We start from the raw sequence: 22,892 nt of genomic DNA, 5'->3' as shown, positions 1-22,892 counted from the left end.
CGTCAGGCGGTTTTGCGCAGGCAGAGGCCAGGCGACAGCGGCTGGCCAATGCGGCTTTGCCAATAGCTCACGGTTTCGGGGCGGCCCAGAAGATAACCCTGGGCATCATAGATCCCAATTTCCTGAAGGGCGCGCAGTTCCTGCTCGGTCTCGACCCCTTCGGCAATCACCGAAAAGCCCATGTCGAGCGACAGCGCATGCAGGGCCCGCAGAATGCCGCGATCGCCCTGCCCCGTACCAAGACCGTGCACGAACCGGCGGTCGATCTTGACGATATCGACCTCGTATTCCTGAAGCCGCTCCAGATTGGAAAAGCCGGTGCCGAAGTCGTCAAGCGCAATGCGGATGCCATGGGCGCGCAGCTGTTGCAGCATGTCGCGCGCACGCTCGGGATTGCGGATCGCGGCACTCTCGACCAGCTCGAGCACCACCTGCGACGGGTCGAGCCCGCGGGTCAGGCTCCGGGCAAAGTGCATGTTGTCCTCGACCGAACGTTCGAGAAAGCGCGACGAGATATTGAAGGCGCAATAAAGCCGGTCATTGGCCGGGCAGAAGCTCTGGGCCACGTCGACCGAGACGCTGTCAGGCGGCGACAGCTCGCGGTGCTGGCTGCGGGTCATCATGTCGATGAATTTGGCCGGCAAGAGCACGTCGCCATCGCTGCGCACCCAGCGGATCAGCGCCTCGACCCCCACCGCGCGACCGGCCCGCGTGTCATAGATCGGCTGAACGTAATAAGTGATCTCCTCGCGCCGGATGGCCTCGGCCAGATCCTCGGCGCGCGGCCCGGTGCGGCGGGCGATCATCGTTTTCAGGGTTTCGCCTTCGGTCGCCCGCACGCAATTTCCGCCGGCCTGCTTGGCGGCATATAGCGCCTCGTCGGCATAATAGAGCGCGCCCATCATGTCCTGCCCGGGATCGACCTGCGCCACCCCGGCGCTGGCGGTGCGGCGCACGTTGACGCCGCTGACATCGACCGATGTCTCCCGCACCACCTGCACGAAGGTGCCGGCCCGCTGCACCGCTTCGGGCAACGCGATGCCTTGCAGGTAGATGCAGAATTCATCGCCGCCATGGCGAAACAGGGTCTCGGTCTCGCGGCATTCGTCGCGCAGTGCCTGGGCGATCCGGCGCAGAAATCCGTCGCCGGCGCGGTGGCCGAAACCGTCGTTGACGCTCTTGAATTCGTCGAGATCGACAAAGATCATCGCATTGGTGCCATCCTGCCGGGAGCGGGCAAAGAGCTCTCGCAGATAGCGGCGCGAGCGGGCGTCGGTCAGATCGTCGAATTCCACCATGTTGAGAAGTCGGGCGTTTTCCGCCACCAGCGCGCTGTTGCGTTCGCGCAGCGCCGCCGTCTCTTCCGCCGCCCGCTTCGATTGCCGGAGCGCAAGATAGAAAGCCGCGAGGGCCAGTCCCCCGGCGCCAAGGCCGAACACCAATGCTACGGTCGACATGACGTCATGCCTTCCCTTTTGCCCCCGAATTCAACTTTAAGGATAAGTCGCCCGTCTTCAATCGCTAATGCACATAATCCGCGCCACTTGTGATCCGAAAGCCCCGATGTCACTCTTTGTGCATCATAATTGCGCAGCGGAGTGTGCCATGACCATTCACATCGGGGCCAACCCCGGCGATATCGCAGAAACCGTGCTCATGCCGGGCGACCCCTACCGGGCGCGTTGGGCGGCAGAGACCTTTCTCGAAGATGCGGTCTGCATCAACGAGGTGCGCGGTATGCTGGGCTATACCGGCACCTGGAAAGGCCAGCGGGTCACCATCCAGGGCTCGGGCATGGGCATGGCCTCGCTGTCGATCTATGCCAACGAGCTGATCCGCGACTACGGCGCCAAGACCCTGATCCGCATCGGTTCCTGCGGCGCGATGCAGGAGGCGGTGAAGGTCCGCGACATCATCATCGCCATGACCTCGACTACGCTTTCGACGCCGTCGCGCGGCATCCTGCGCGAGCTGAACTTTGCGCCCTGCGCCGACTACGGCCTGCTGCGCGCCGCCGCCGATGCGGCCGAGGCGCGCGGCACGCCGGCCCATGTGGGCGGCATCTATTCCTCGGATGTCTTTTATGACGAGCGCCCCGACCTGAACGAGCAGATGACCCGTCACGGCATTCTCGGGGTCGAGATGGAGGCGGCCGAGCTCTACATCCTCGCGCTGCGTCACAAGGTGCGGGCGCTGGCGGTGCTGACGGTCTCGGACCACCTGCTGACCGGCGAGGCGCTGCCGTCGGAACAGCGCGAAAAGAGCTTTGGCGACATGGTCGGGATCGCGCTGGAAGCGGCCTTCAAGGGCTGAGCGGCCCACGCGGCCCCGGCGCGGCGACCTTGGCGCCGCGTCAGGGCCCTACTCGCGGATTTCGTCCGGGGCCACGCCCCAGAGCGCGCGTTTCTCGGCCCAGCCCTTGTAGCCGCCGGAACTCACCTGGCACCATTCCAGATCGCAATCACCCAGCCGCGCGATCACACCGCGCTCCAGCCGCGCCTTGACCGGCGTGCGCCCGTCGGGGCGCACATGCAGCGCCAGCAGATCAGCATCGACAATCACCGTCCGCGACCCCGAGAGCAGCGCGTAATGCACCCAGCCGCCGGCGCCTTCGCGGTCGCGCACCCGGCGCCAGTGGCCATATTCGGCCGTCACCTCGAGCGGCATGTCGCGCCGCTTGAACACCCAGTCGATGCGGTGGCTCAACGACGGGCCGCGCCGCACGTTGCCCTCGTTCGCCTTGAGCGAGACGAACCGAGGCAAAGGCAGGTTCGTCACCGGTCCGCGCGTCTCCTGCGCGGCGGCCATCCCCATCCAGAAACTCAGTATCACCGCGCCGATAGCGCCCGTTCGCGTGGCCCGCGACACCATGTCAGTCACCTTGCACTGCCTGCCAATCGTTTATTCGCCACGGGGTTCTTGTGCCTCCGCGTGCTCTGCGGCAGTGTGCCCCCAAGACGACCCCGATGGGAAGAAGGAGCCGGGAGCACATGCCATCAAAACGCCTGAGTGTTGTCGTTACGCGACGCTTGCCCGAGGTGGTAGAAACCCGGTTGACCGAACTCTTCGACGTGCGCCTGCGCGAAGCCGACACGCCGATGAGCCGGCAGGAGCTGGCCGCCGCAATGCAAGAGGCCGATGTCATAGTTCCAACCCTGTCCGACACCATTGACGCCGGGCTGATCTCAGGCGCCGGCGAGCGGCTCAAGCTGATCGCCAACTACGGCGCCGGGGTCGATCACATCGACGTCGCCACCGCACGCAGCCGGGGCGTTCTGGTCTCCAATACCCCGGGCGTCTCGGCCGAGGACACCGCCGATATGGCGATGTCGCTGATCCTCGCCGTCACCCGTCGCATTCCCGAGGGCCTCGCGCTGATGCAGACCGGCGACTGGGGCGGCTGGTCGCCTTCGGCGATGCTCGGCGGACGGGTCGGTGGCCGCCGGCTCGGCATCCTCGGCATGGGCCATATCGGCCAGGCGGTGGCCCGCCGCGCCATGGCCTTTGGCATGCAGGTGCATTACCACAACCGCCGCCGGCTGCGCCCCGAAGTGGAAGAGCGCTTCGACGCCACCTATTGGGAAAGCCTCGACCAGATGGTGGCGCGAATGGATGTGATCTCGGTCAATTGTCCGCACACCCCCTCGACCTTTCACCTGATGAACGCCCGGCGGCTCAAGCTGATGAAACCCAGCGCAGTCATCGTCAACACCTCGCGCGGCGAGGTGATCGACGAAAACGCCATGACCCGTATGCTCAAGGCGGGCGAGATCGCCGGCGCCGGGCTCGACGTCTATGAACATGGCGCCACCATCAACCCCGACCTGCGCAACATGCCCAACGTGGCGCTGCTGCCGCATATGGGTTCGGCCACGCTCGAGGGCCGGCTCGAGATGGGCGAAAAGGTGCTGCTGAACATCAAGACCTTTGCCGATGGCCATCGCCCGCCCGATCAGGTGGTGCCCGCGATGCTCTGAGCGGACCCCGGCCCCGTCCCGGCAGTTCGCCTCTCTGACAATTTCCGTGTGCCGGCGCCGCGTCCTTTGGGAGCGGCGGCGCATCTGCTATGCTGCGGCCATTGAATCAAGGGAGTTTTAACGATGACTTGTCTCATCCGCGGCCTTTGTGCCGTCTTTCTTCTTGCGAGCCTCGCCCACTTTTCCCCGGCCGAGGCGCAGGTGACCTTCAGCACCCCCGGCCTTTTCGACAAGCTGGGTGCCGGCGCCAAACCCGCCGAAGGCGAGGCGCCGACCCCGCCGATTTCGATCACCCCGCAGCCGCCCGGAGGCGACGGCACGCCGGATGTGCCCGACACGCGTGTCACGCCGCCGCCCCCGCCCCCCGCCGATGACGACCGCAAGGCCACACCGCCGCCGCCACCGCCCGCCGACCCGGTGCTGGCGATCTATATTGCCGCCGGCGGCGCCACCACGGGGCCGTTCGCTGCCGCAGAGCTCAAGCGGAAAGTCTCCAGCGGCGAGCTGACCGGTGAGACCTATGTCTGGATGGAGGGCATGACCGAATGGAAACGCGCCAAGGAGGTGGCACAGTTGCAAGACATCCTCGCCGCCGCCCCACCGCCGGCGCCGGTCACCCCCAGCTTTGACGGCGTGGCCTTTCTCACCGGCACCTGGCGTTCCGATCCGGAACAGATGCAAATGTCGGGCGTCGAAAGCGCGCGGATCACCGGCACCACGGAATACCGCCGCGACAAGACCTATGAAGGCTATGGCCAGGTCGAGATGACCGCGCGCGGCTATACCCAGCAGCTGAACTTCACTTTCGACGGCACCTACGAGATCCAGAACGCCTCCGAGACTGACTTCGTGCTGGTCCTCAAGGGGTCGGCGACCTATTTCCTCGACACCGGCCCCTTTGTCGAAACGGTGAGCGGCGCCTTTCCCCTGCGCATCGTCGACCGCAACACGCTGGTGAACGATCAGGGCACACGGGTGCACCGCATTCGCTAGCTGCCTGCCAATGGGCAACAATCGGCCATCCGGCAAGCCCGGGTGGCTCGACAGTGCCGGTGAGTGCGCTAAAACGTGGGCCAGACCCGGCCACACGCAGGATACCCATGCCCGCCCTCACCCGACGCTTCTTTCTCATGGCGCTGCCCGCCGCCGGGCTGTCTGCCTGTGCGGCCCCCGGCACCTATGGCCCGACACTGGCCACCCCCGAAGACGAACAGGCGCTGACCCGGGCGTTGCAGATGCTGGGCCCGGAGGTCGATCCGGAAGAGGCAACTCGCGCCGCAACGGTGGCCTATTCCGAGACCTGGCGGCTGGCGAAACTCTACGAGATCGAGGATCCGCCGCTGGTCCACAATTCCAAGGTCAACCTCGGGCTGAAGCCGCGGGGCCTGTGTTATCATTGGGCCGACGATCTGGAAAAGCGCCTGAAGCAGGAACGCTTCGGTTCGCTGGAACTGCACCGCGCGGTGGCCAACTGGGACAATCTTCTGCTCGAGCATTCCACCGTCATCCTGTCGCAGCGCGGCCAGTCGCTATATGACGGCATCGTGCTCGACCCCTGGCGCCTGGGCGGCACCCTGTTCTGGGTCCAGACCCTGAAGGACAGCCGCTACACCTGGACCCCGCGTGAAGAGGTATTTCGCGTCCGCCGCGAGCGCCGCGCCGCCCGCGGCTGATGACCGCCCGGGCGATAATGGGTTTACACCGGCGACCGCGACAAGGTTGAGTGGCCGGGCAGAAAACCCACGAGGCCAAGCATGTCCGACCCCACCGCCAAACTCGCGGCCCGCGCGTGGCTGCCCGAGCGCAGCGCCACGCTGATCGACAAGATCGCCGGCCGCACCGCCACCGGCGACAGCGCCGAGATCGCCAGCCGCATTACCACGCTGGCGGCGATGAACCGGCGCATCCACGAGCGCGAGTGTTTCAACCTCAACCCTGCCACCAACGTGATGAATCCCGCGGCCGAGGCGCTGTTGTCGAGCGGCATCGGCACCCGGCCCTCGCTCGGCTATCCCGGCGACAAATACGAGATGGGGCTCGAGGCGATCGAAGAGATCGAGGTGATTGCTGCCGAACTGGCCTGCGAGGTCTTTGACGCGACCCATGCCGAAATTCGCGTGCCCTCGGGCGCAATGGCCAATCTCTTTGCCTTCATGGCGTTGTGCAAGCCCGGCGACGCGGTGATCGTGCCACCGGCCGAGATCGGCGGCCATGTCACCCATCACGATAGCGGGGCCGCCGGGCTCTACGGGCTGACGATCTACGAGGCGCCGGTCGATGCCGACGGCTACACCGTCGATCTCGCGGCGCTGGCCGATCTGGCCGAGGCGGTGGAGCCGCGGCTGATCACCATCGGCGGCAGCCTCAACCTGCTGCCGCATCCGGTGCGCGAGATCCGCGCGATCGCCGATCAGACCGGCGCCCGCCTGCTGTTCGACGCCGCGCATCAATGCGGCATCATCGCCGGCGGCGCCTGGCCCAATCCGCTCGATGACGGCGCGCATCTGATCACCATGAGCACCTACAAATCGCTCGGCGGCCCGCCCGGCGGGCTGATTGTCACCCGCGACGCCGAGATCGCCCAGCGGCTGGAGCAGATCGCCTTTCCCGGTCTCACCGCCAATTTCGACGCCGCCAAATCCGCCGCTCTCGCGGTATCGCTGCTCGACTGGCGCGATCATGGCCAGGCCTATGCGGCGCAGATGGTCACCCTGGCCCGCGCCCTGGCCCGCGACATGGCTTCGGAAGGGTTGCCGGTGTTCCGCACGTCGGATGGCGCCACCCGGTCGCATCAGTTCGCCCTGCGTGCCGAAAACTTCGGCGGCGGTCAGGCGGCCTCGAAGTCCCTGCGCAAGGCCGGTTTCCTCGCCTGCGGCATCGGCCTGCCCGGCGATCCGGTCGAAGGCGACATGAACGGCTTGCGCATCGGCACGCCGGAGCTGGTGCGCTGGGGCATGACCGACGCGCACGCGCCGGAACTGGCCCGGCTTGTCGCCAGGGCGCTTACCGCCGATGCGCCGGAAACCCTGGCCGCCGATGTCGCCGCCTGGCGCGCCAGCTTCGACCGGCTGCACTTCATCCACCAGGCAGAGGCCCCGCCCCCGTCCTGAAGCACCCGCCGCGCCGGCCTCTCGCCCCTGGACACCTCAGCCCAGCCCGTGTGTCCGGTCATAGCCGTTGGCCGGCGCCGGCTCCCACCCGGCCAGCGCCTCAGGTGCCGGCGCAAAAACTTCCACCAGCAGCGGATGGCAGGCCGCCGCATCCGAGGTGTGCTCGGCCGAGCAATCGCCACCCGGACAAGCGCTCAGCGCGCCCAGCAGGTCGATCTCGGCAAAAAGTTCGAAGTGATCGCCGGGGCGCACCGGGCTGGCCTTCATGAAATACTGCCCGGTGTCGCGGGTGAAGCCGGTGCACATGAAGACATTGAGCACGTCATGCACATGCAATTCGGCATGTTCCAGCGGCAGCCCGCGGGCCTCGGCCAGCGCCCGCGTCAGGTTGGAATGGCAGCAATGATGATATTGCACCCCCGACAGAAGGTGGCCGGTATAGGGATCGCAGCGGGTGCCGATCACGTCATGCACCGCGCCGCCGAACTCGTCGATCCCGTACCAGTCCAGCGTATCCGCCACCACCGTCGCCATCGCCCGCAGATGCGGCAGCGACGACCAGAGCCTGTCGCCGGTACTCACATGGGTGCCATGCAACGCCCTTGTCTTGCCCGAAAAGAACCGCTCACCCAGATCCTGCGCATTCCACAGGTTCAGATCACCCACCTGCGGCCCCTCGACCGAGGTGATGCGCACGAACTGCCCGGCCTTCACCTCGAAACACCGTGCCTCGCGCGGCGGCACCCGCACCTCGGAGAGCTTTTCCGCACCCGCACGCGCCGCCTGTTTCAGCGCCAGTTGCGGGTCGGGCAGCGTCTCCGGCGGGTAGCAGATCACCGGCGGGACGGCGCGGCGCTCTTCGGCATCGGCGGGCATCTGGGACATCGAGAACTCCTGTCGTTTGCCGCGATCTGACAGGGCGGGCGCAGCCTTGGCAAGCCCGCAAACGGCAAACGGGGGCAACGCCGGCCGCGTCGCCCCCGTTTACTCATCAAGTCAGCAGCTCGGTTCTTGCCCCGGGGCGCTCCCGGATCAGATCGCCACCACGTCCAGCGGCGGGAAGCCGTTGAAGCCGACGCTGGCATAGGTCGAGGTATAGGCCCCGCAGGCGCGGATCATCACCTTGTCGCCGGCGCGCAGCCCGAGCGGCAGCTGCACCGGCTGTTTTTCATAGAGCACGTCGGCGCTGTCGCAGGACGGGCCGGCAAGAATGCAGGCACCCGTTGTCTCGTGGTCGCGCTCGGTGGCGAATTGATAGCGGATCGCCTCGCCTTCGGTCTCGGCCAGGCCGGAAAAACGACCAATATCGAGATAGACCCAGCGGTGCAGGTCATCGTCGGATTTCTTCGACACCAGCAGCACCTCGGCGGCGATCATACCGGCCTCGGCCACCAGGCCCCGGCCCGGCTCCGCCATGATCTCGGGCACGTCGCCGAACCGCTCCTGCACCAGACGCATGACCTCGGCGGCATAAAGCGCCGGCGCGTCGATCTCGCGGCCGTAGAACGCCGGGAAACCGCCGCCGATGTTCAACAGGGTCAACTCGTGGCCCTCGGCTTTCGCGGCATGCCAGACGGCGGCCACCTGATCGAGGATCGGCGCCCACATCGCGGCGCGACGGGTCTGGCTGCCGACGTGGAACGACAGGCCGACCGGGTTCAGCCCGTAGTCCTTGGCCATCGCGATCAGCGCCAGTGCCTTGTCGCGGCCCGAACCGAACTTGCGGGTCAGCGGCCACTCGGCCTCGGTGGCGTCGACGATGATGCGCAGGTAAACGCGGGCGCCGGGCGCATTGGCGGCGATCTTTTCGATCTCTTCCTCGGCATCGACGGCAAAGAGGTCGATCCCCTGCCCATGCGCCCAAGCGATATCCGACGCGCGTTTGATGGTGTTGCCGAAAGACAGCTGCTCGGGCGCGGCACCGGCATCGAGGCACATCTGAAGCTCGACCCGGCTGGCGGCATCGAAGTTCGAGCCCAGCGAGTGCAGCTTGCGCAGGATCTCGGGCGCCGGGTTGGCCTTGACGGCATAATGGATGCGCGCGCGGCCCAGGCCCTGCGCCAGCGCGGCGAATTGGCGGGCCACGGCCTCGGTGTCGATCACCAGCGTCGGGCGGGCAAAATCCTGCGCGCGGATATAAGCCTCGACGCGCGAAACGGCGGGCTGATCGGTGTTTGCAGTGGTGACAAAAGAGCTGTCGCGAGCGGTGAGCCCGGTTACATATGCGTTCATGGTCATCTCCAATCAGACCCGGCCATTCCGGTTTCCCGGCGCAGACCGCTCAGTTCCAAGGGAGACGTTACCGTCGCTACGTAACCGCGTGGGTGTTGCATTGCCCACCTCGACAGAGGCGCGTGCGTTGGCGTCTTGAAGCCGCATATGGAGCGGAAGCGGGATTCGATCAAGAGGAAATTTGCCCGCTCCGGGGATTTTTCCGCGCCCCGGCCTTTTGGCCGATAAGGGCGCGAAACTGCCGGTCGTCAGGCGGCCGGCGCGGCGGACGAGACCCGCGCATCAGAAGCCGGCAGCGTCTCTGGCGTGGAACAGGCCTAAGCCTGATCCAGCGCGGCCGGCGCGGGTTCTGCATCGATTTTCTCACAGGTTTTCATGCCAGTACCTTCGGCCGCGAGGCTCCGTCCCCACCTCTGAGACAAGGCCGGGACCGCCCGGCGCAGCCCCCGCGTCCGCAAGCTCGCCATGCGCCGGGAGCAGACCTAGCCGCCGCGCTCGTGCCGCCGACGCCATTCGCGGGCATAGATCGATTCTTCGCTGTGTTTGCGGCGATGCGCCACCGCCCGGGCGGCCTGTTCGTCGACGCTCTCGGCGCGCACTTGCGCGGCACCCGTCATCGCCTTTCGTTCGTAGGGCACGACCTGAACCATCGGCGTTCCGGCGGGCAGATGCGCTTCGGCGCTCTGCGCCTGCCAGACAAAGGGCACATTCACCGGCACCTCCAGCGCGTCACAATCCACCGCTCCGGAAAAGGCCCGGAAGGGCAGCTCGAAATGGTTCTGCGGATGCAGGAAGGCGGCTGACCAGCCCGCCGGCAGGATCACACGCCAGGGATTGAGGAACTTCAGCGGCTGGACGGCCTGAAACGGCGGCCGGCCGGCGCCGATCTGACCCGGGTGGTGCGGTTCGATCGGAGCGAAGGGCAGACCCTCGGCCCAGCGGAACTGCAACTGGCCGGTGTCCGGGTCGACGCCGGCGGAAATGTCGAAGGGCAGCGGGATGATCCAGCCCAGCGCCATGATGTCTGCCACCGGCAGGCAAGCCCGCACCGTCAGCCCCGGCAGCCCATGGGCATCGCGCAGACCCATCTCGCGCGGCAGGTCGCGAAACCACTGCGGCAGGAATTTCGCCGCCGGCTGCGGATGCGGAATATGGTCGAGCAGCTCGGGCGGGCACAGGAATTGCATTGCCTCAACCTAGCGGTGGCCCTTGATCGCGCAAGCAGAAATCCGGCGGCCTGCCCGGCGCGCCCCCGGTCTGCGCGCCGCAATAGGCGCAGTGCCACTGGCTCTCCTCCGCCCCGCGCCGCTCCCGCCAGCGACACTGCCGCGTCGCGGGCCGCGCAAAGATCAGCAGCAGGATAAAAGCGATCAGAAGGCCGAGTAGGATGATCATGGGACCGCAGGTGGCTTGGCGTGCCGGATGACATCTAGCTCGCGCGGCGCGGCTGTCGACCGGCCTGCCGGGTTGCTCGGCGCGAGGGAGGTCCCGGATCAGGTCCGGGACGGGGAGAGCTTGGGGCGCGGGGCCCGTCCCCTGTCGCGGTCCATGGGCCTGACCCGGACCCGATCCGGCGGCCTGCCCCGGACGTGATCCGGGGCCTCCAAGCCCGATGCGCCCCGGGGATCAGACCGCGCGTTCGACCATCATCTTCTTGATGTGGGCAATCGCCTCCGCCGGGTTCAGCCCCTTGGGGCAGGTCTTGGTGCAGTTCATGATGGTGTGGCAGCGATAGAGCTTGAACGGATCTTCCAGATCGTCCAGCCGCTCGCCTGTGGCCTCGTCGCGGCTGTCGATGATCCAGCGATAGGCATGCAGCAGCGCCGCCGGCCCGAGGTATTTGTCGCCGTTCCACCAATAAGACGGGCAGGCTGTCGAGCAGGACGCGCACATCACGCATTCATAAAGCCCATCGAGCTTCTTGCGGTCCTCAATCGATTGCTTCCATTCCTTGGCCGGGCGATTGGTCTTGGTCTCCAGCCAGGGCATGATCGAGGCGTGCTGGGCATAGAAATGCGTCAGATCGGGGATCAGATCCTTGACCACCGGCATATGCGGCAGCGGATAGATCTTCACGTCGCCGCTGATCTCGTCGAGGCCGTAGATACAGGCCAGCGTGTTGATCCCGTCGATGTTCATCGCGCAGGAGCCGCAGATGCCTTCGCGGCACGACCGGCGGAAAGTCAGCGTCGGGTCGATCTCGTTCTTGATCTTGATCAGCGCGTCGAGCACCATCGGCCCGCATTTGTCCATGTCGAGGAAATAGGTGTCGACCGTGGGATTGCCGCCCTCTTCCGGGCTCCAGCGATAGATCTGGAACTTGCGAACATTGGTCGCGCCCTCGGGCTTGGGCCAGGTCTTGCCGGTCTTGATGCGGGAATTCTTGGGGAGGGTCAGTTGTACCATGTCGTTGCTCCTATTGCAGCAAGGCGCTGACGCCATTGGTCAGCAGGCATTGGAGGGTCTCGGGTTTGCGCGCAATCCCGGTGATGATTTCCCAGGTCGAGGCGGTGGGCCCGGTGACGCTGTCCGCCGCAAGCACCAGAATCTGCTGCGACGTGGCATTGTCGATAATGCAATCGGTATAGGGCGCGACCGGCACGCCGGGCAGCCGCTCGGCGGCGGCACGCGCCACCACGGATTTCGCCGCGCCACGGGCCAACTGGTCCTGCGACGCCGGCGTACAGGCGGCCAGCACCAGCGCCAGCGCGGCGAGGGAGATGGCCCTCGTGCCCGTCACTCCGGTCACGTCAGTGCCCCGGGCAGATCAGCGTGCCGCGCTGCATCACGCCCAGCCCCATGACACAGCCGAAAGTCTCGGACGGCGCCGCGCGCGCGGGCTCGACATAGACACGGGCCTCCTTGCCCGGCGCGACGTAATGATCGTCGGCGGCCACATAGGATTTGGCATCCACCCCACTGATCCAGCCCTTTTCGCCATAAGACTGGGACAGCGCGGCAACCGGAGCGGCGCAGAACGCCGCGAGAGTCAGTACCTGGGTCAGCTTCATCAGAACGTCCTTTCCTTGGGCGCGATCCGTTTCAGCGCGATACCGCCCTCGTCTTCTGTGGTCAGCGGGTCCTTGACCACCGGGCGGAAGCTGAGATCGACCTTGGTGCCATCGACCGTGGCGATGGTGTGTACCCGCCAGTTCTCGTCGTCACGCTTGGGGTGATCCTCATGGGCATGGGCGCCACGGCTTTCCTTGCGCGCCTCGGCGCCGACGATAGTGGCCAGCGCATTGGGCATCAGGTTGGTCAGCTCCAGCGTCTCCATCAGATCGGAGTTCCAGATCAGCGAGCTGTCGGTGACATGCAGATCGTCAAGCTTGGCGGCGATCTTGGTCATCTTCTCGACACCCTGCGACAGGGTCTCGGCAGTGCGGAAAACGGCGGCGTCCTCCTGCATGGTCTTCTGCATTTCGAGCCGAAGCTCGGCCGTCGGCGTGCCGCCCTTGGCGTTGCGAAGCCCGTCGAACCGGTCGAAGGCCTTGTCGATCTCGGCCTTGGGCGCGGTCGGCACCGCGCTCTCGGCGTCGACCACCTTGCCGGCACGGATCGCGGCGGCGCGGCCAAAGACCACCAGGTCGATCAGCGAGTTCGAGCCGAGGCGGTTGGCGCCATGCACCGAGGCGCAACCGGCCTCGCCCACGGCCATCAGACCGGGAACCACGCGGTTGGGGTCATCCGCGGTGGGGTTGAGCACCTCGCCCCAGTAGTTGGTCGGAATGCCGCCCATGTTGTAATGCACCGTCGGCAGTACCGGGATCGGTTCTTTCGTGACATCGACACCGGCAAAGATCTTGGCGCTCTCGGAAATCCCCGGCAGGCGTTCGGCCAGCGCCTCGGGCGGCAGATGCGACAGGTTGAGGTGGATGTGATCCCCGTCCTCACCGACGCCGCGGCCTTCGCGGATTTCCATGGTCATCGAGCGGCTCACGTAGTCGCGCGGCGCCAGGTCCTTGTATTGCGGTGCATAGCGCTCCATGAAGCGCTCGCCTTCGGAGTTGGTGAGGTATCCGCCCTCGCCCCGCGCGCCTTCGGTGATCAGGCAGCCGGAGCCGTAGATGCCGGTGGGGTGGAACTGGACGAACTCCATGTCCTGAAGCGGCAGGCCGGCGCGGGCCACCATGCCGCCGCCGTCGCCGGTGCAGGTGTGGGCCGAAGTGGCGGAGAAATAGGCGCGGCCATAGCCGCCGGTGGCCAGCACCACGGTCTTGGCGTTGAAGACGTGCATGGTGCCGTCGTCGAGCTTCCAGCAGAGCACGCCCTGACAGGCGCCGTCTTCGCTCATCAACAGGTCGATGGCGAAATATTCGACGTAGAATTCGGCCTTCTGCTTCAGCGACTGGCCGTAGAGCGTGTGCAGGATGGCATGGCCGGTGCGGTCGGCGGCGGCGCAGGTGCGCTGCACGGCCGGGCCTTCGCCGAACTCGGTGGTGTGGCCGCCGAAGGGACGCTGGTAGATCTTGCCTTCCTCGGTGCGCGAGAACGGGACGCCGTAGTGCTCGAGTTCATAGACCGCCTTGGGCGCCTCGCGCGCGAGATATTCCATCGCGTCGGTGTCGCCGAGCCAGTCGGAACCCTTGACCGTGTCATACATGTGCCACTGCCAATGATCGGGGCCCATGTTGGAAAGCGAGGCGGCGATACCGCCCTGCGCCGCCACGGTATGCGAGCGGGTCGGAAAGACCTTGGTCACACAGGCGGTGCGCAGGCCCTGTTCGGCCATGCCCAGCGTCGCGCGCAGGCCAGCACCGCCGGCGCCCACCACAACGACGTCATAATCATGCGTCTCGTATTCGTAAGCTGCTGTCATTGTTGTTTTCCTTCTCGCGCGGCGGATCAGAGGGCGAGTTTCAAAAGAGCGAAGAGGCCGGCCACCATCAGCGTGTAGACCAGCGCCGCCGTGGCCACGAGGGTCAGCTTGCGGGCGATGCCGTGGACGTAATCCTCGACTGCTTCGTCAATTTCCATCTTGATGTGGGTCAGGCCCACGATCAGCCCCATGGCGATCACGATCAGCGGGAACGGGCGCGAAAAGAAGGCCATGACCGCTTCCTGGCTGCGGCCGAGCGCGCTGCCAAAGACAAAGACGAACAGCGGCACCAGCACGACAAGGCTGATCGAGGTCACCATCATTTTCCAGTGGTGATGCGTGCCTTCGCGGCCCGAGCCAAGCCCTTCGGCGCGTTTGCGATCTGTCAGGTAATTCATCCTAGGCCTCCTTAAAGCACGATGGCCGTGAACAGGGCCAGACCGGTGGCGGCGATGAACATGCCCCAGCCCATCTTTTCCGAGGTCTCGAGCGAGAGCCCGTAGCCGAAATCCCAGATCACATGCCGCAGCCGGCCCAGCATGTGATACCAGATCGCCCAGGAGGCGAGCAGCAGGATCAGGTCGCCGAACCAGCTGCGCAGCAGGCCGTCGATCAGGCCGAAGGCACTTTCCGAAGTCGCCGCCGCCAGCAGCCACCAGACCACGAGGAGGGCGCTGCCGAGCGAAGCAATGCCGGTGAGACGGACCATGATTGACGAGATCGAGGTGATCTGCGGCCGGTAATACGGTCCAATCATGAAAGGAGAGAGCGGGCGATTGCCCCGGTTCACATCAGCCATGGCGGTTCCTTTCGGTTCTCTTGACTATAGGTGATAGTGATTTTTTCCGGCGTGTCACCGGGCGCGCCCCCGATAAGACGTGGTTTTTTGGCCCAATTGGCGGATTTTTCGGGATTTGTGATCACAGCCTCGGAGGCAGTGATCACAAAATTGCCGCTATGCAGAAAACCCGGTGATTCGGTGCAGATCCAGGCGGCATATACCTGCCAAAATTCATCAGGTATATGTTAGCGATCACGTCTCGGGCGGGTCTCGGGGAGGTCTCGGGAGGGGTGTGATCACGCGGTTTGGAGGGCGGGACAATGGGGCAGACCCGCCCTACCTTTGGGTCAGACGGGCATCAGCGCCCAGTAGTCGAGATCGAGCAATACATGGCTCAGGTACTTGCCGTCCGCGCCCTTGAGGGTGAAGGGATCGCCGCCGGAAGTGGCCACCAGCCGCAGCCGGATCGCGCCGACGCCGGGCGCGCCGGTCTCGGCCTTGTCGAGCACCTCTGACCAGGCCTTGACCGTCAACCCGGAATAACAGGGGTTGGCATGTGCGCCGCCGTTCAGCCCGACGATCATCTGGGCATTGGCCAGCCCGTTGAAGCTGAGCGCGCGCGCTAGCGATATCACATGCCCACCGTAGATCAGCCGCTGCCCGTCGGGACGGAAAGTGGCATCAAAATGCACTTTGGCGGTGTTCTGCCAGAGCCGGGTGGCCAGCATGTGTTCGGCCTCTTCGACGGTGACGCCATCGACGTGATCGATGGTCTCGCCCACCACATAGTCACCCCAGCGGTGCGGCTCGCCTGCCAGATCGAAATCATAGCCGGAAAAGTCGAGCCCGTCGGGGATCACGAGATCCGCCGCCGGGATCACCTTTTGCAGTTCGGGGATCACCGTCTCCGGTGCCGGCGCCGCGAGATCGCGTTTGCGCACCATGACCCAGCGGACATAATCCAACACGACTTCGTCGCGCTGGTTGAGCCCCCGGGTGCGGACATAGACCACGCCGGATTTGCCGTTGGAGTTCTGCTTGAGCCCGATCACCTCGCTTTCCGCGCGCAGGGTGTCGCCGGGATAGACCGGAAGATGCCAGCGCCCCTCGGCATAGCCGAGGTTGGCGACGGCATTGAGCGAGATATCCGGCACCGTCTTGCCAAACACCAGATGGAACGCCGCCAGATCATCGACCGGTGCGGAAGGCAGGCCCGAGCCGCGGGCGAATTCATCCGAGGAATAAAGCGCGTGACGCGCCGGGTACAGGGCATGATAAAGCGCCCTTTCGCCGCCAGAGACGGTGCGCGGCACGGCGTGGCGGATCACCTCGCCCAGCCGGTAATCCTCGAAGAAGCGGCCCGGGTTGGTCTTGGCGGTCGTCGTCGCGGCCATTACTGCGCCCCCAGCTTCATGTCCGGCGAATACTTACCCTCGACCTCCTTGGTCACCGCCTGACCACAGCGCATGACGCCATTGGCATGGTCAAAGGCATAGGTCGGGTCGCCGTAGAGCGCCCAGCCCTTGTCGAGCGCGGCCGAGACCTTGTGACAGAATTCCGACGTGTCGTCGGCGGATAGAAAACGATAGAGTTTCATTTAGTTACCCCGGAAATGGAGACGGGCCGATCAGCCCGTGGATATAGCCGATCACACCCAGAAGCACGATCGAGGCCAGAAAGAACATGGCATCCTTGCCATAGGAGCCCGGCGCCGGCGCCACCCAGCGCGGCTCGGCCCGGTTGATCACCAGAATCTCGGCCGTGGCCCAGATCAGCAGCCCGCCAAACAGCACGATCGAGGCGACATCGCCATTGACCAGCAGATGCGCCAGCGCCCAGAGGCCGAAGCCCATCAGCATCGGATGGCGCATGCCCCAGAGCAGGCGGCCTTTCTTGGGGGCGGGCGACATCATGAAGAGCGCGATCAGCACCATCAGGTTGTTGAGATGCCGCGCCCATTCCGGCGGATACCAGACATCGACGAACGGCGCCGCGCGATAGCCCAGCACCATCAGCACCACCGAGACAACCAGCGCCAGCGCCACCGCCCCCTTGCCCTTGCCGCCCATCGCGGCGCGGCGGGCCGGGAGCAGACGTTTGAAGAAATGTGCCAGCGCCCAGAGCGCGAGACCGAGGACAAGAAGAAACATGAGGCTACTCCGATGAGAGGGCTGCAATTGCCTCTGCTTTTGCCAGTATCTCGCGTGCCGTGGCAACATGCAGGTTCTCGACGATGCGGCCATCGACGACGGCCACCCCCTGCCCCTTCGCCTCGGCCTCCTCGAAGGCGGCGATCTGGCGCCCGGCAAGATCGATGTCCTCGCCCGAGGGCGCAAAGACCTCGTTGGCGATGGCCACCTGCGCCGGGTGGATCAGCGTCTTGCCGTCCATGCCCAGGTCACGGCCCTGCTGGCATTCGCTGCGCAGGCCATCGTCATCCTTGAAGGCATTGTAGACCCCATCGACAATCACCACACCATGCGCCTTGGCCGCCAGCAGGCAAAGCCCGAGCGACGCCATCAGCGGCAGGCGATCGGCGCGGAAGCGGCATTGCAGATCCTTGGCAAGGTCATTGGTGCCCATGACAAAGCCCGCGAGTTTCGGATGGGCGGCGATCTCTTCGGCGCGCAACATGCCTTGCGGCGTCTCCATCATCGCCCAGATCGGCAGGTCGCCGGTGATCTCGGCCAGAGCATCGAGATCGTTGGCGGAATTCACCTTGGGCAGCAGAACCGCGTCGGGCCGCATCTCGACCACCGCCCGGGCGTCTTGGTGGCCCCATTCGGTGTCGAGCCCGTTGATCCGCACGATCCTCATCCGCGGGCCATAGCCGCCTTCGGACAGAGCCGCGGCCAGCGTCGCCCTGGCATTGGCCTTTTCCTCGACCGAGACCGCATCCTCGAGATCGAAGATGATCGCATCCACCGCCATGCCCCGCGCCTTGTCCAGCGCCCGGGTCTTGGAGCCGGGAATATAGAGAACGGAACGGTAAGGGCGCGCGCGCATATCCATCGAGAGGATCCTCCTTGCAAGATTGTTGCGCGGATTAGGGTCATTAATTTCCGAAAAGTTCAAGGGGTGAAGTGCCGCAGTGCAGCAGAAACCCCGAAAACAGGCAACGTGCGCCAGGTTTACCGCGGAATTAACCCATTTGCCGCAGGCTGATCCCATCCACCGGCCGGCGTCAGACGCCCGCCCCAACCAGAGGGACCGACATGAAAAACGTCTTTGAACTGAGCCTCGGCCTTGGCGCCTGCCTGCTGGCGCTGGCCGCCGATCGGGCCAGCGCCCAGACCACCCCCAATTGCGCCCCGCGTGACGCGGTGATCGCGCGGCTGGCGGAAAAATACGGCGAAAGCCGGCAATCCATGGGCCTCGGCGGCAACAATGCGGTGATGGAGCTTTTTGCCTCGCGCGACACCGGCAGCTGGACGATCACCGTCACCACCGCCAACGGCATCACCTGCCTGATGGCCGCCGGCCAGGCCTTTGAAACCCTGGCCGAGCCGCTGCCCGCCAAGGGCAGTGACACCTGACGCCCCTGTGAACACCGCTATGCCAGGGCATCCCAGATCAGCTTCACCCCGGTGCAGCTCAGCAGCACATAGGTGACCGCGAAAAACGCCCGCTCGGGGATCATGTGATGCGCCTTCACCCCCAGCCAGGCCCCGATCAGCGCGGCGGGCGCAAGCAGGAGATCGGCAATCAGCGTCTGGATGGTGAAAATGCCGAGGAAGCTGTAAGGCACGAATTTGAACAGGTTGATCACCCAGAACACGATCACTGTGGTCGCCTGATACCGGGTCTTGTCGAGCTTGCGGCCCAGCAGAAAGACCGCCGCCGGCGGGCCGCCCGCATGGCTGACGAAGCTGGTGAACCCGGCGGTCATCCCCGACAGATAGCCGCCGCGCAACGGCAGCGGCCGCCCGCCCAGCGTGACCCAGCCGCGCGCCAGGCTGATCTGCCAGATCACGAACGCCAGCGAAATCACCCCGATCAGCAACCGGATGGCATCGTCATCGGCGATCCGGTAGAGCCAGGCCCCCAGCGCCACGCCGGGCAGCGCGCCCAGCATCAGCGCCCGTGCCTCGGGCCAGGACCAGCGCCGCCAATAGGGCCGCAGGCTGGCCAGATCGATCAGCATCAGAAGCGGCAGCATGATCCCGAGGGCAAGGCCCGGCGGCAGAACAAGCGCCAGAATCGAGGCACTTGCAAAGGACGCGCCCGAGCCGAAACCGGCCTTGGACACCCCGGCAAACACCACCGCAGGCAGCGCCACGGCGAAAAATCCGGGGGAGAATTCCAGCATCTGCGCCTCGTCTAACTGCCCTTGTTTCCCGGTCTTTATCGCTATCACCCCGGCACTTCCAGCCGTTGCGCCGTTTGGCGCCGCAGCGCAGCGCACTTGCGCCGCGCCGAATTCCGGCTTACGCAAACGGCCAAATTCAACACCGACCGGAGAAATTCCCATGGCCAGACCCAAGATTGCCCTGATCGGCGCAGGACAGATCGGCGGCACGCTCGCCCACCTCGTCGCGCTCAAGGAACTGGGCGACGTTGTCCTGTTCGACATTGCCGAAGGCACCCCCGAGGGCAAAGCGCTCGACATTGCGGAATCCGGTCCCTCCGAAGGCTTCGACGCCCGGCTCAAAGGCACCCAGGATTACGCCGACATCGCCGGCGCCGATGTCTGCATCGTCACCGCCGGCGTGCCGCGCAAGCCCGGCATGAGCCGCGACGACCTGCTTGGCATCAACCTCAAGGTGATGAAATCGGTCGGCGAAGGCATCCGCGACAACGCTCCCGACGCCTTTGTCATCTGCATCACCAACCCGCTCGACGCCATGGTCTGGGCGCTGCAACAATTCTCCGGCCTGCCCGCCGAGAAGGTCTGCGGCATGGCCGGCGTGCTCGATTCGGCGCGTTTCCGTCACTTCCTCGCCTCGGAATTCGACGTCTCGATGAAAGATGTCACCGCTTTCGTTCTGGGCGGCCACGGCGACACCATGGTGCCTTCGGTGCGCTATTCCACCGTCGCCGGCATCCCGCTCCCCGATCTGGTGGACATGGGCTGGACCACGCAAGAGAAACTGGACGCCATCGTCCAGCGTACCCGTGACGGCGGCGCCGAGATCGTCGGCCTGCTGAAAACCGGCTCGGCCTTCTATGCCCCGGCCACCAGCGCCATCGAAATGGCCGAAGCCTATCTGAAAGACCAGAAGCGCGTCCTGCCCTGCGCGGCCTATTGCGACGGCGAATTCGGCCTGAACGGCATGTATGTGGGCGTGCCCACCGTGATCGGCGCCGGCGGCGTCGAGCGCATCGTCAACATCAAGCTCAACAAGCAGGAGCAAGAGATGTTCGACGCTTCGGTCAAGGCCGTGAAAGGCCTGGTCGAAGCCTGCAAGGGCATCGACAGCACCCTGGCCTGAGCCGTCCGGCCCTGCGCCCGGATAGCCGAAATGATCAAGGGCGTCCCTGCGGGGGCGCCCGTCTTCGTTTCGGCGTTTTCGAGATGGCGCGCGTCCAAGGCGGTTGCAGGATTTGCATCGCCGCCGGGGTTCCGCGGCGCCTTGCATGGCAGGTGATTCGCGGCAGTCCGCAGAGAGGCCCGGTCGGCCGCAGAGTTTGTGATCACACGCTGAAATCGTGTGATCACAAATGTCGGGTTTTCGGCGCTAACACCGTTGACGCGACAGTTTTACGTTTAGGAACCTGTTTTTAATATGCAATGGCACAATGCAATTGCAGCAAGACGGGACAGTTGATCCATGAACATTCATGAGTATCAGGCGAAGGCACTGCTTCGCTCCTACGGCGCGCCGGTATCCGATGGCCGCGTCGTTCTGAAGGCGGACGAGGCCAAGACCAAGGCTGGCGAGATGGACGGGCCGCTCTGGGTCGTCAAGGCCCAGATTCACGCCGGTGGCCGCGGCAAGGGCTCCTTCAAGGAAGAGAGCGCCGGCGAAAAGGGCGGCGTGCGGCTGGCCAAGTCGGTCGAAGAGGCCGCCGAAGAAGCCAAGAAGATGCTGGGCAAGACCCTGGTCACCCATCAGACCGGCCCGGCCGGCAAGCAGGTCAACCGCATCTACATCGAAGACGGTTCCGACATCGACCGCGAACTCTATCTCGCGCTGCTGGTCGATCGCCAGACCAGCCGCGTGTCCTTTGTCTGCTCGACCGAGGGCGGCATGGACATCGAAGAGGTGGCCGCCAGCACGCCGGAGAAGATTCTGTCGTTCAGCGTCGATCCCGCCACCGGCTATCAGCCCTATCACGGCCGCCGCGTCGCCTTTTCGCTGGGCCTCGAGGGCGCGGCCGTCAAGCAATGCGTCAAGTTGATGGGCATTCTCTACAAGGCCTTCATCGAGAAGGACATGGAGATGCTGGAGATCAACCCGCTGATCGTCATGCCCGGCAACGAGCTCAAGGTGCTCGACGCCAAGGTCGGCTTTGACGGCAACGCCATGTACCGCCAGCCCGACATCTCCGAGCTGCGCGACGAGACCGAGGAAGATGCCAAGGAGCTTCAGGCCTCGAAATACGACCTCAACTACATCGCGCTCGACGGCGAGATCGGCTGCATGGTCAACGGCGCGGGCCTGGCCATGGCGACGATGGACATCATCAAGCTCTACGGTGCCGAGCCGGCCAACTTTCTCGACGTGGGCGGTGGCGCCACCAAGGAAAAAGTGACCGAGGCGTTCAAGATCATCACCAGCGATCCGAACGTGAAGGGCATCCTGGTCAACATCTTCGGCGGCATCATGCGCTGCGACGTCATTGCCGAGGGCGTGATCGCCGCGGTCAAGGAAGTGGGCCTGAAAGTACCGCTGGTGGTGCGTCTCGAAGGCACCAACGTCGAGAAGGGCAAGGAGATCATCAACAATTCGGATGTTGACGTGATTGCCGCCGACGACCTCAAGGATGGCGCCCAGAAGATCGTGAAAGCGGTCAAAGGGTAATCGTAGGGTGGGTTTGTAACCCACCCTCGCGGATCACGGTGGGTCGCAGACCCACCCTACGGAAACGACAAGGAGACTCCTTTCAATGGCAGTCCTCGTAGATGAAAACACCAAGGTGATCTGTCAGGGCCTCACCGGCTCGCAGGGCACCTTCCACACCGAACAGGCCATCGCATACGGCACCAAGATGGTCGGCGGCGTCACCCCCGGCAAAGGCGGTCAGACCCACCTTGACCTGCCGGTCTTCAACTCGGTGCACGAAGCCAAACATGTGACCGAGGCCAATGCCTCGGTGATCTACGTTCCCCCGCCCTTCGCGGCCGACTCGATCCTCGAGGCGATTGATGCCGAGATGGAGCTGATTGTCTGCATCACCGAAGGCATTCCGGTGCTCGACATGATGAAGGTGCAGCGGGCGCTGGAGAACAGCAAGTCGCGGCTGATCGGCCCGAACTGCCCCGGTGTCATCACGCCCGACGCCTGCAAGATCGGCATCATGCCCGGCCATATCCACAAGCGCGGCTCGGTCGGTGTGGTCTCGCGCTCGGGCACGCTGACCTATGAGGCGGTCAAGCAGACCACCGACATGGGCCTGGGCCAATCCTCGGCCGTGGGCATCGGCGGCGACCCGATCAAGGGCACCGAACACATCGACGTGCTGGAGATGTTCCTCGCCGATGACGAGACCACCTCGATCATCATGATCGGCGAGATCGGCGGCTCGGCCGAAGAGGAAGCGGCGGAATTCCTCGCCTCCGAAAAGAAGAAGGGCCGTTGGAAACCGACCGCGGGCTTCATCGCCGGACGCACCGCGCCTCCGGGCCGTCGCATGGGCCACGCCGGCGCCATCGTCGCCGGTGGCAAAGGCGGCGCCGACGACAAGATCGAAGCGATGCGCAGCGCCGGCATCGTGGTGGCCGACAGCCCGGCAACGCTGGGCGAGGCCGTCAAGGAGGCCATCGACAAGGGCTGACCCCTGTCAGAGGCTGAAAACAATCCTATGGTAAG

The 22,892-nt window shown here is 65.2% G+C and carries 25 protein-coding genes; 9 read left to right on the top strand and 16 right to left on the bottom strand.

Annotated elements, in window-relative coordinates:
• Window positions 1–2: 2 nt before the first annotated feature.
• The gene (locus PVW49_RS11885) at window positions 3–1,457 is read right to left on the bottom strand and encodes a putative bifunctional diguanylate cyclase/phosphodiesterase (RefSeq protein WP_274565968.1); all 1,455 of its coding nucleotides are present in this window, start codon (window positions 1,455–1,457) and stop codon (window positions 3–5) included.
• 148 nt (window positions 1,458–1,605) lie between these two features.
• Between PVW49_RS11885 and deoD the strand changes: the two genes are divergently transcribed.
• Window positions 1,606–2,313 (top strand): purine-nucleoside phosphorylase, encoded by a 708-nt coding sequence (gene deoD / locus PVW49_RS11880; RefSeq protein ID WP_274590612.1) that lies wholly within the window; start codon window positions 1,606–1,608, stop codon window positions 2,311–2,313.
• A gap of 48 nt (window positions 2,314–2,361) precedes the next feature.
• Here deoD and PVW49_RS11875 read toward each other — a convergent pair whose 3' ends face one another.
• Window positions 2,362–2,814 carry an SH3 domain-containing protein gene (locus PVW49_RS11875; protein WP_244526479.1) on the bottom strand — a complete coding sequence of 151 codons (453 nt, stop codon included), beginning with the start codon at window positions 2,812–2,814 and terminating at the stop codon, window positions 2,362–2,364.
• Between the two features lie 176 nt (window positions 2,815–2,990).
• On the opposite strand from PVW49_RS11875, the gene PVW49_RS11870 reads away from it, so the two are divergent.
• The 4 genes from PVW49_RS11870 to glyA all read left to right on the top strand — a co-directional run bounded on the left by PVW49_RS11870 (window position 2,991) and on the right by glyA (window position 7,087).
• Window positions 2,991–3,977 (top strand): 2-hydroxyacid dehydrogenase, encoded by a 987-nt coding sequence (locus tag PVW49_RS11870; protein WP_048532665.1) that lies wholly within the window; start codon window positions 2,991–2,993, stop codon window positions 3,975–3,977.
• 123 nt (window positions 3,978–4,100) lie between these two features.
• Window positions 4,101–4,970, top strand: coding sequence for a DUF4339 domain-containing protein (locus tag PVW49_RS11865; protein WP_074836354.1), 870 nt, complete (start codon window positions 4,101–4,103; stop codon window positions 4,968–4,970).
• Window positions 4,971–5,077: 107 nt separating this feature from the next.
• Window positions 5,078–5,650, top strand: coding sequence for a hypothetical protein (locus PVW49_RS11860; protein WP_074836352.1), 573 nt, complete (start codon window positions 5,078–5,080; stop codon window positions 5,648–5,650).
• Between the two features lie 81 nt (window positions 5,651–5,731).
• Complete coding sequence (glyA, locus tag PVW49_RS11855; RefSeq protein ID WP_074836351.1) at window positions 5,732–7,087, top strand: serine hydroxymethyltransferase; 1,356 nt, start codon at window positions 5,732–5,734, stop codon at window positions 7,085–7,087.
• Between the two features lie 36 nt (window positions 7,088–7,123).
• On the opposite strand, the gene PVW49_RS11850 is transcribed toward glyA, so the two are convergent.
• The 13 genes from PVW49_RS11850 to PVW49_RS11790 all read right to left on the bottom strand — a co-directional run bounded on the left by PVW49_RS11850 (window position 7,124) and on the right by PVW49_RS11790 (window position 17,931).
• The gene (locus PVW49_RS11850; protein ID WP_074836349.1) at window positions 7,124–7,972 is read right to left on the bottom strand and encodes an urea carboxylase-associated family protein; all 849 of its coding nucleotides are present in this window, start codon (window positions 7,970–7,972) and stop codon (window positions 7,124–7,126) included.
• 147 nt (window positions 7,973–8,119) lie between these two features.
• Complete coding sequence (locus PVW49_RS11845; RefSeq protein ID WP_274590611.1) at window positions 8,120–9,319, bottom strand: type III PLP-dependent enzyme; 1,200 nt, start codon at window positions 9,317–9,319, stop codon at window positions 8,120–8,122.
• A 482-nt stretch (window positions 9,320–9,801) separates the two neighbouring features.
• On the bottom strand, window positions 9,802–10,506 hold the full coding sequence (locus tag PVW49_RS11840; protein WP_048532675.1) for a hypothetical protein: 705 nt from the start codon (window positions 10,504–10,506) through the stop codon (window positions 9,802–9,804).
• A 439-nt stretch (window positions 10,507–10,945) separates the two neighbouring features.
• Complete coding sequence (locus PVW49_RS11835; protein WP_048532678.1) at window positions 10,946–11,725, bottom strand: succinate dehydrogenase iron-sulfur subunit; 780 nt, start codon at window positions 11,723–11,725, stop codon at window positions 10,946–10,948.
• Between the two features lie 10 nt (window positions 11,726–11,735).
• A complete protein-coding gene (locus PVW49_RS11830) occupies window positions 11,736–12,068 on the bottom strand; it encodes a hypothetical protein (protein WP_048532679.1) in 333 nt (110 codons plus the stop codon).
• A gap of 1 nt (window position 12,069) precedes the next feature.
• Entirely contained in the window at window positions 12,070–12,330 is a 261-nt protein-coding gene (locus tag PVW49_RS11825) for a hypothetical protein (protein ID WP_274590610.1), read from the bottom strand.
• Window positions 12,330–14,138, bottom strand: a complete 1,809-nt coding sequence (sdhA, locus tag PVW49_RS11820; protein ID WP_048532683.1) for a succinate dehydrogenase flavoprotein subunit — start codon at window positions 14,136–14,138, stop codon at window positions 12,330–12,332. The genes PVW49_RS11825 and sdhA overlap by 1 nt, the downstream gene beginning before the upstream one ends.
• Window positions 14,139–14,164: 26 nt before the next feature.
• Window positions 14,165–14,536: a succinate dehydrogenase, hydrophobic membrane anchor protein gene (gene sdhD, locus PVW49_RS11815; protein ID WP_274590609.1), complete on the bottom strand. Its 372-nt coding sequence runs from the start codon at window positions 14,534–14,536 to the stop codon at window positions 14,165–14,167.
• 11 nt (window positions 14,537–14,547) lie between these two features.
• Window positions 14,548–14,937, bottom strand: coding sequence for a succinate dehydrogenase, cytochrome b556 subunit (gene sdhC, locus PVW49_RS11810; RefSeq protein ID WP_074836339.1), 390 nt, complete (start codon window positions 14,935–14,937; stop codon window positions 14,548–14,550).
• 329 nt (window positions 14,938–15,266) lie between these two features.
• Window positions 15,267–16,313: a MaoC family dehydratase gene (locus tag PVW49_RS11805; RefSeq protein WP_274590608.1), complete on the bottom strand. Its 1,047-nt coding sequence runs from the start codon at window positions 16,311–16,313 to the stop codon at window positions 15,267–15,269.
• On the bottom strand, window positions 16,313–16,516 hold the full coding sequence (locus PVW49_RS11800; RefSeq protein ID WP_048532691.1) for a DUF1737 domain-containing protein: 204 nt from the start codon (window positions 16,514–16,516) through the stop codon (window positions 16,313–16,315). The genes PVW49_RS11805 and PVW49_RS11800 overlap by 1 nt, the downstream gene beginning before the upstream one ends.
• Before the next feature lie 4 nt (window positions 16,517–16,520).
• Window positions 16,521–17,069 (bottom strand): NnrU family protein, encoded by a 549-nt coding sequence (locus tag PVW49_RS11795; RefSeq protein ID WP_274590607.1) that lies wholly within the window; start codon window positions 17,067–17,069, stop codon window positions 16,521–16,523.
• Between the two features lie 4 nt (window positions 17,070–17,073).
• The gene (locus PVW49_RS11790) at window positions 17,074–17,931 is read right to left on the bottom strand and encodes an HpcH/HpaI aldolase/citrate lyase family protein (RefSeq protein ID WP_274590606.1); all 858 of its coding nucleotides are present in this window, start codon (window positions 17,929–17,931) and stop codon (window positions 17,074–17,076) included.
• Window positions 17,932–18,134: 203 nt separating this feature from the next.
• Here PVW49_RS11790 and PVW49_RS11785 point away from each other — a divergent pair, with 203 nt between their 5' ends.
• Complete coding sequence (locus tag PVW49_RS11785) at window positions 18,135–18,455, top strand: hypothetical protein (RefSeq protein WP_274565975.1); 321 nt, start codon at window positions 18,135–18,137, stop codon at window positions 18,453–18,455.
• A 17-nt stretch (window positions 18,456–18,472) separates the two neighbouring features.
• Here PVW49_RS11785 and PVW49_RS11780 read toward each other — a convergent pair whose 3' ends face one another.
• The gene (locus PVW49_RS11780) at window positions 18,473–19,228 is read right to left on the bottom strand and encodes a sulfite exporter TauE/SafE family protein (RefSeq protein WP_048532698.1); all 756 of its coding nucleotides are present in this window, start codon (window positions 19,226–19,228) and stop codon (window positions 18,473–18,475) included.
• A gap of 160 nt (window positions 19,229–19,388) precedes the next feature.
• On the opposite strand from PVW49_RS11780, the gene mdh reads away from it, so the two are divergent.
• The 3 genes from mdh (at window position 19,389) to sucD (ending at window position 22,857) form a co-directional block, all read left to right on the top strand.
• Entirely contained in the window at window positions 19,389–20,351 is a 963-nt protein-coding gene (mdh, locus tag PVW49_RS11775) for a malate dehydrogenase (protein ID WP_048532699.1), read from the top strand.
• Window positions 20,352–20,690: 339 nt separating this feature from the next.
• Entirely contained in the window at window positions 20,691–21,884 is a 1,194-nt protein-coding gene (sucC, locus tag PVW49_RS11770; RefSeq protein ID WP_048532700.1) for an ADP-forming succinate--CoA ligase subunit beta, read from the top strand.
• Window positions 21,885–21,969: 85 nt separating this feature from the next.
• Window positions 21,970–22,857, top strand: a complete 888-nt coding sequence (sucD, locus tag PVW49_RS11765) for a succinate--CoA ligase subunit alpha (protein WP_048532702.1) — start codon at window positions 21,970–21,972, stop codon at window positions 22,855–22,857.
• Window positions 22,858–22,892: the final 35 nt, after the last annotated feature.

The sequence above is a fragment of the Marinovum sp. PR37 genome, assembly GCF_028807375.1.
Classification (GTDB): Bacteria; Pseudomonadota; Alphaproteobacteria; order Rhodobacterales; family Rhodobacteraceae; genus Marinovum; species Marinovum algicola.
Note: the sequence above shows the minus strand (reverse complement) of the source record. Positions and strands in the feature narration are given on the sequence as shown.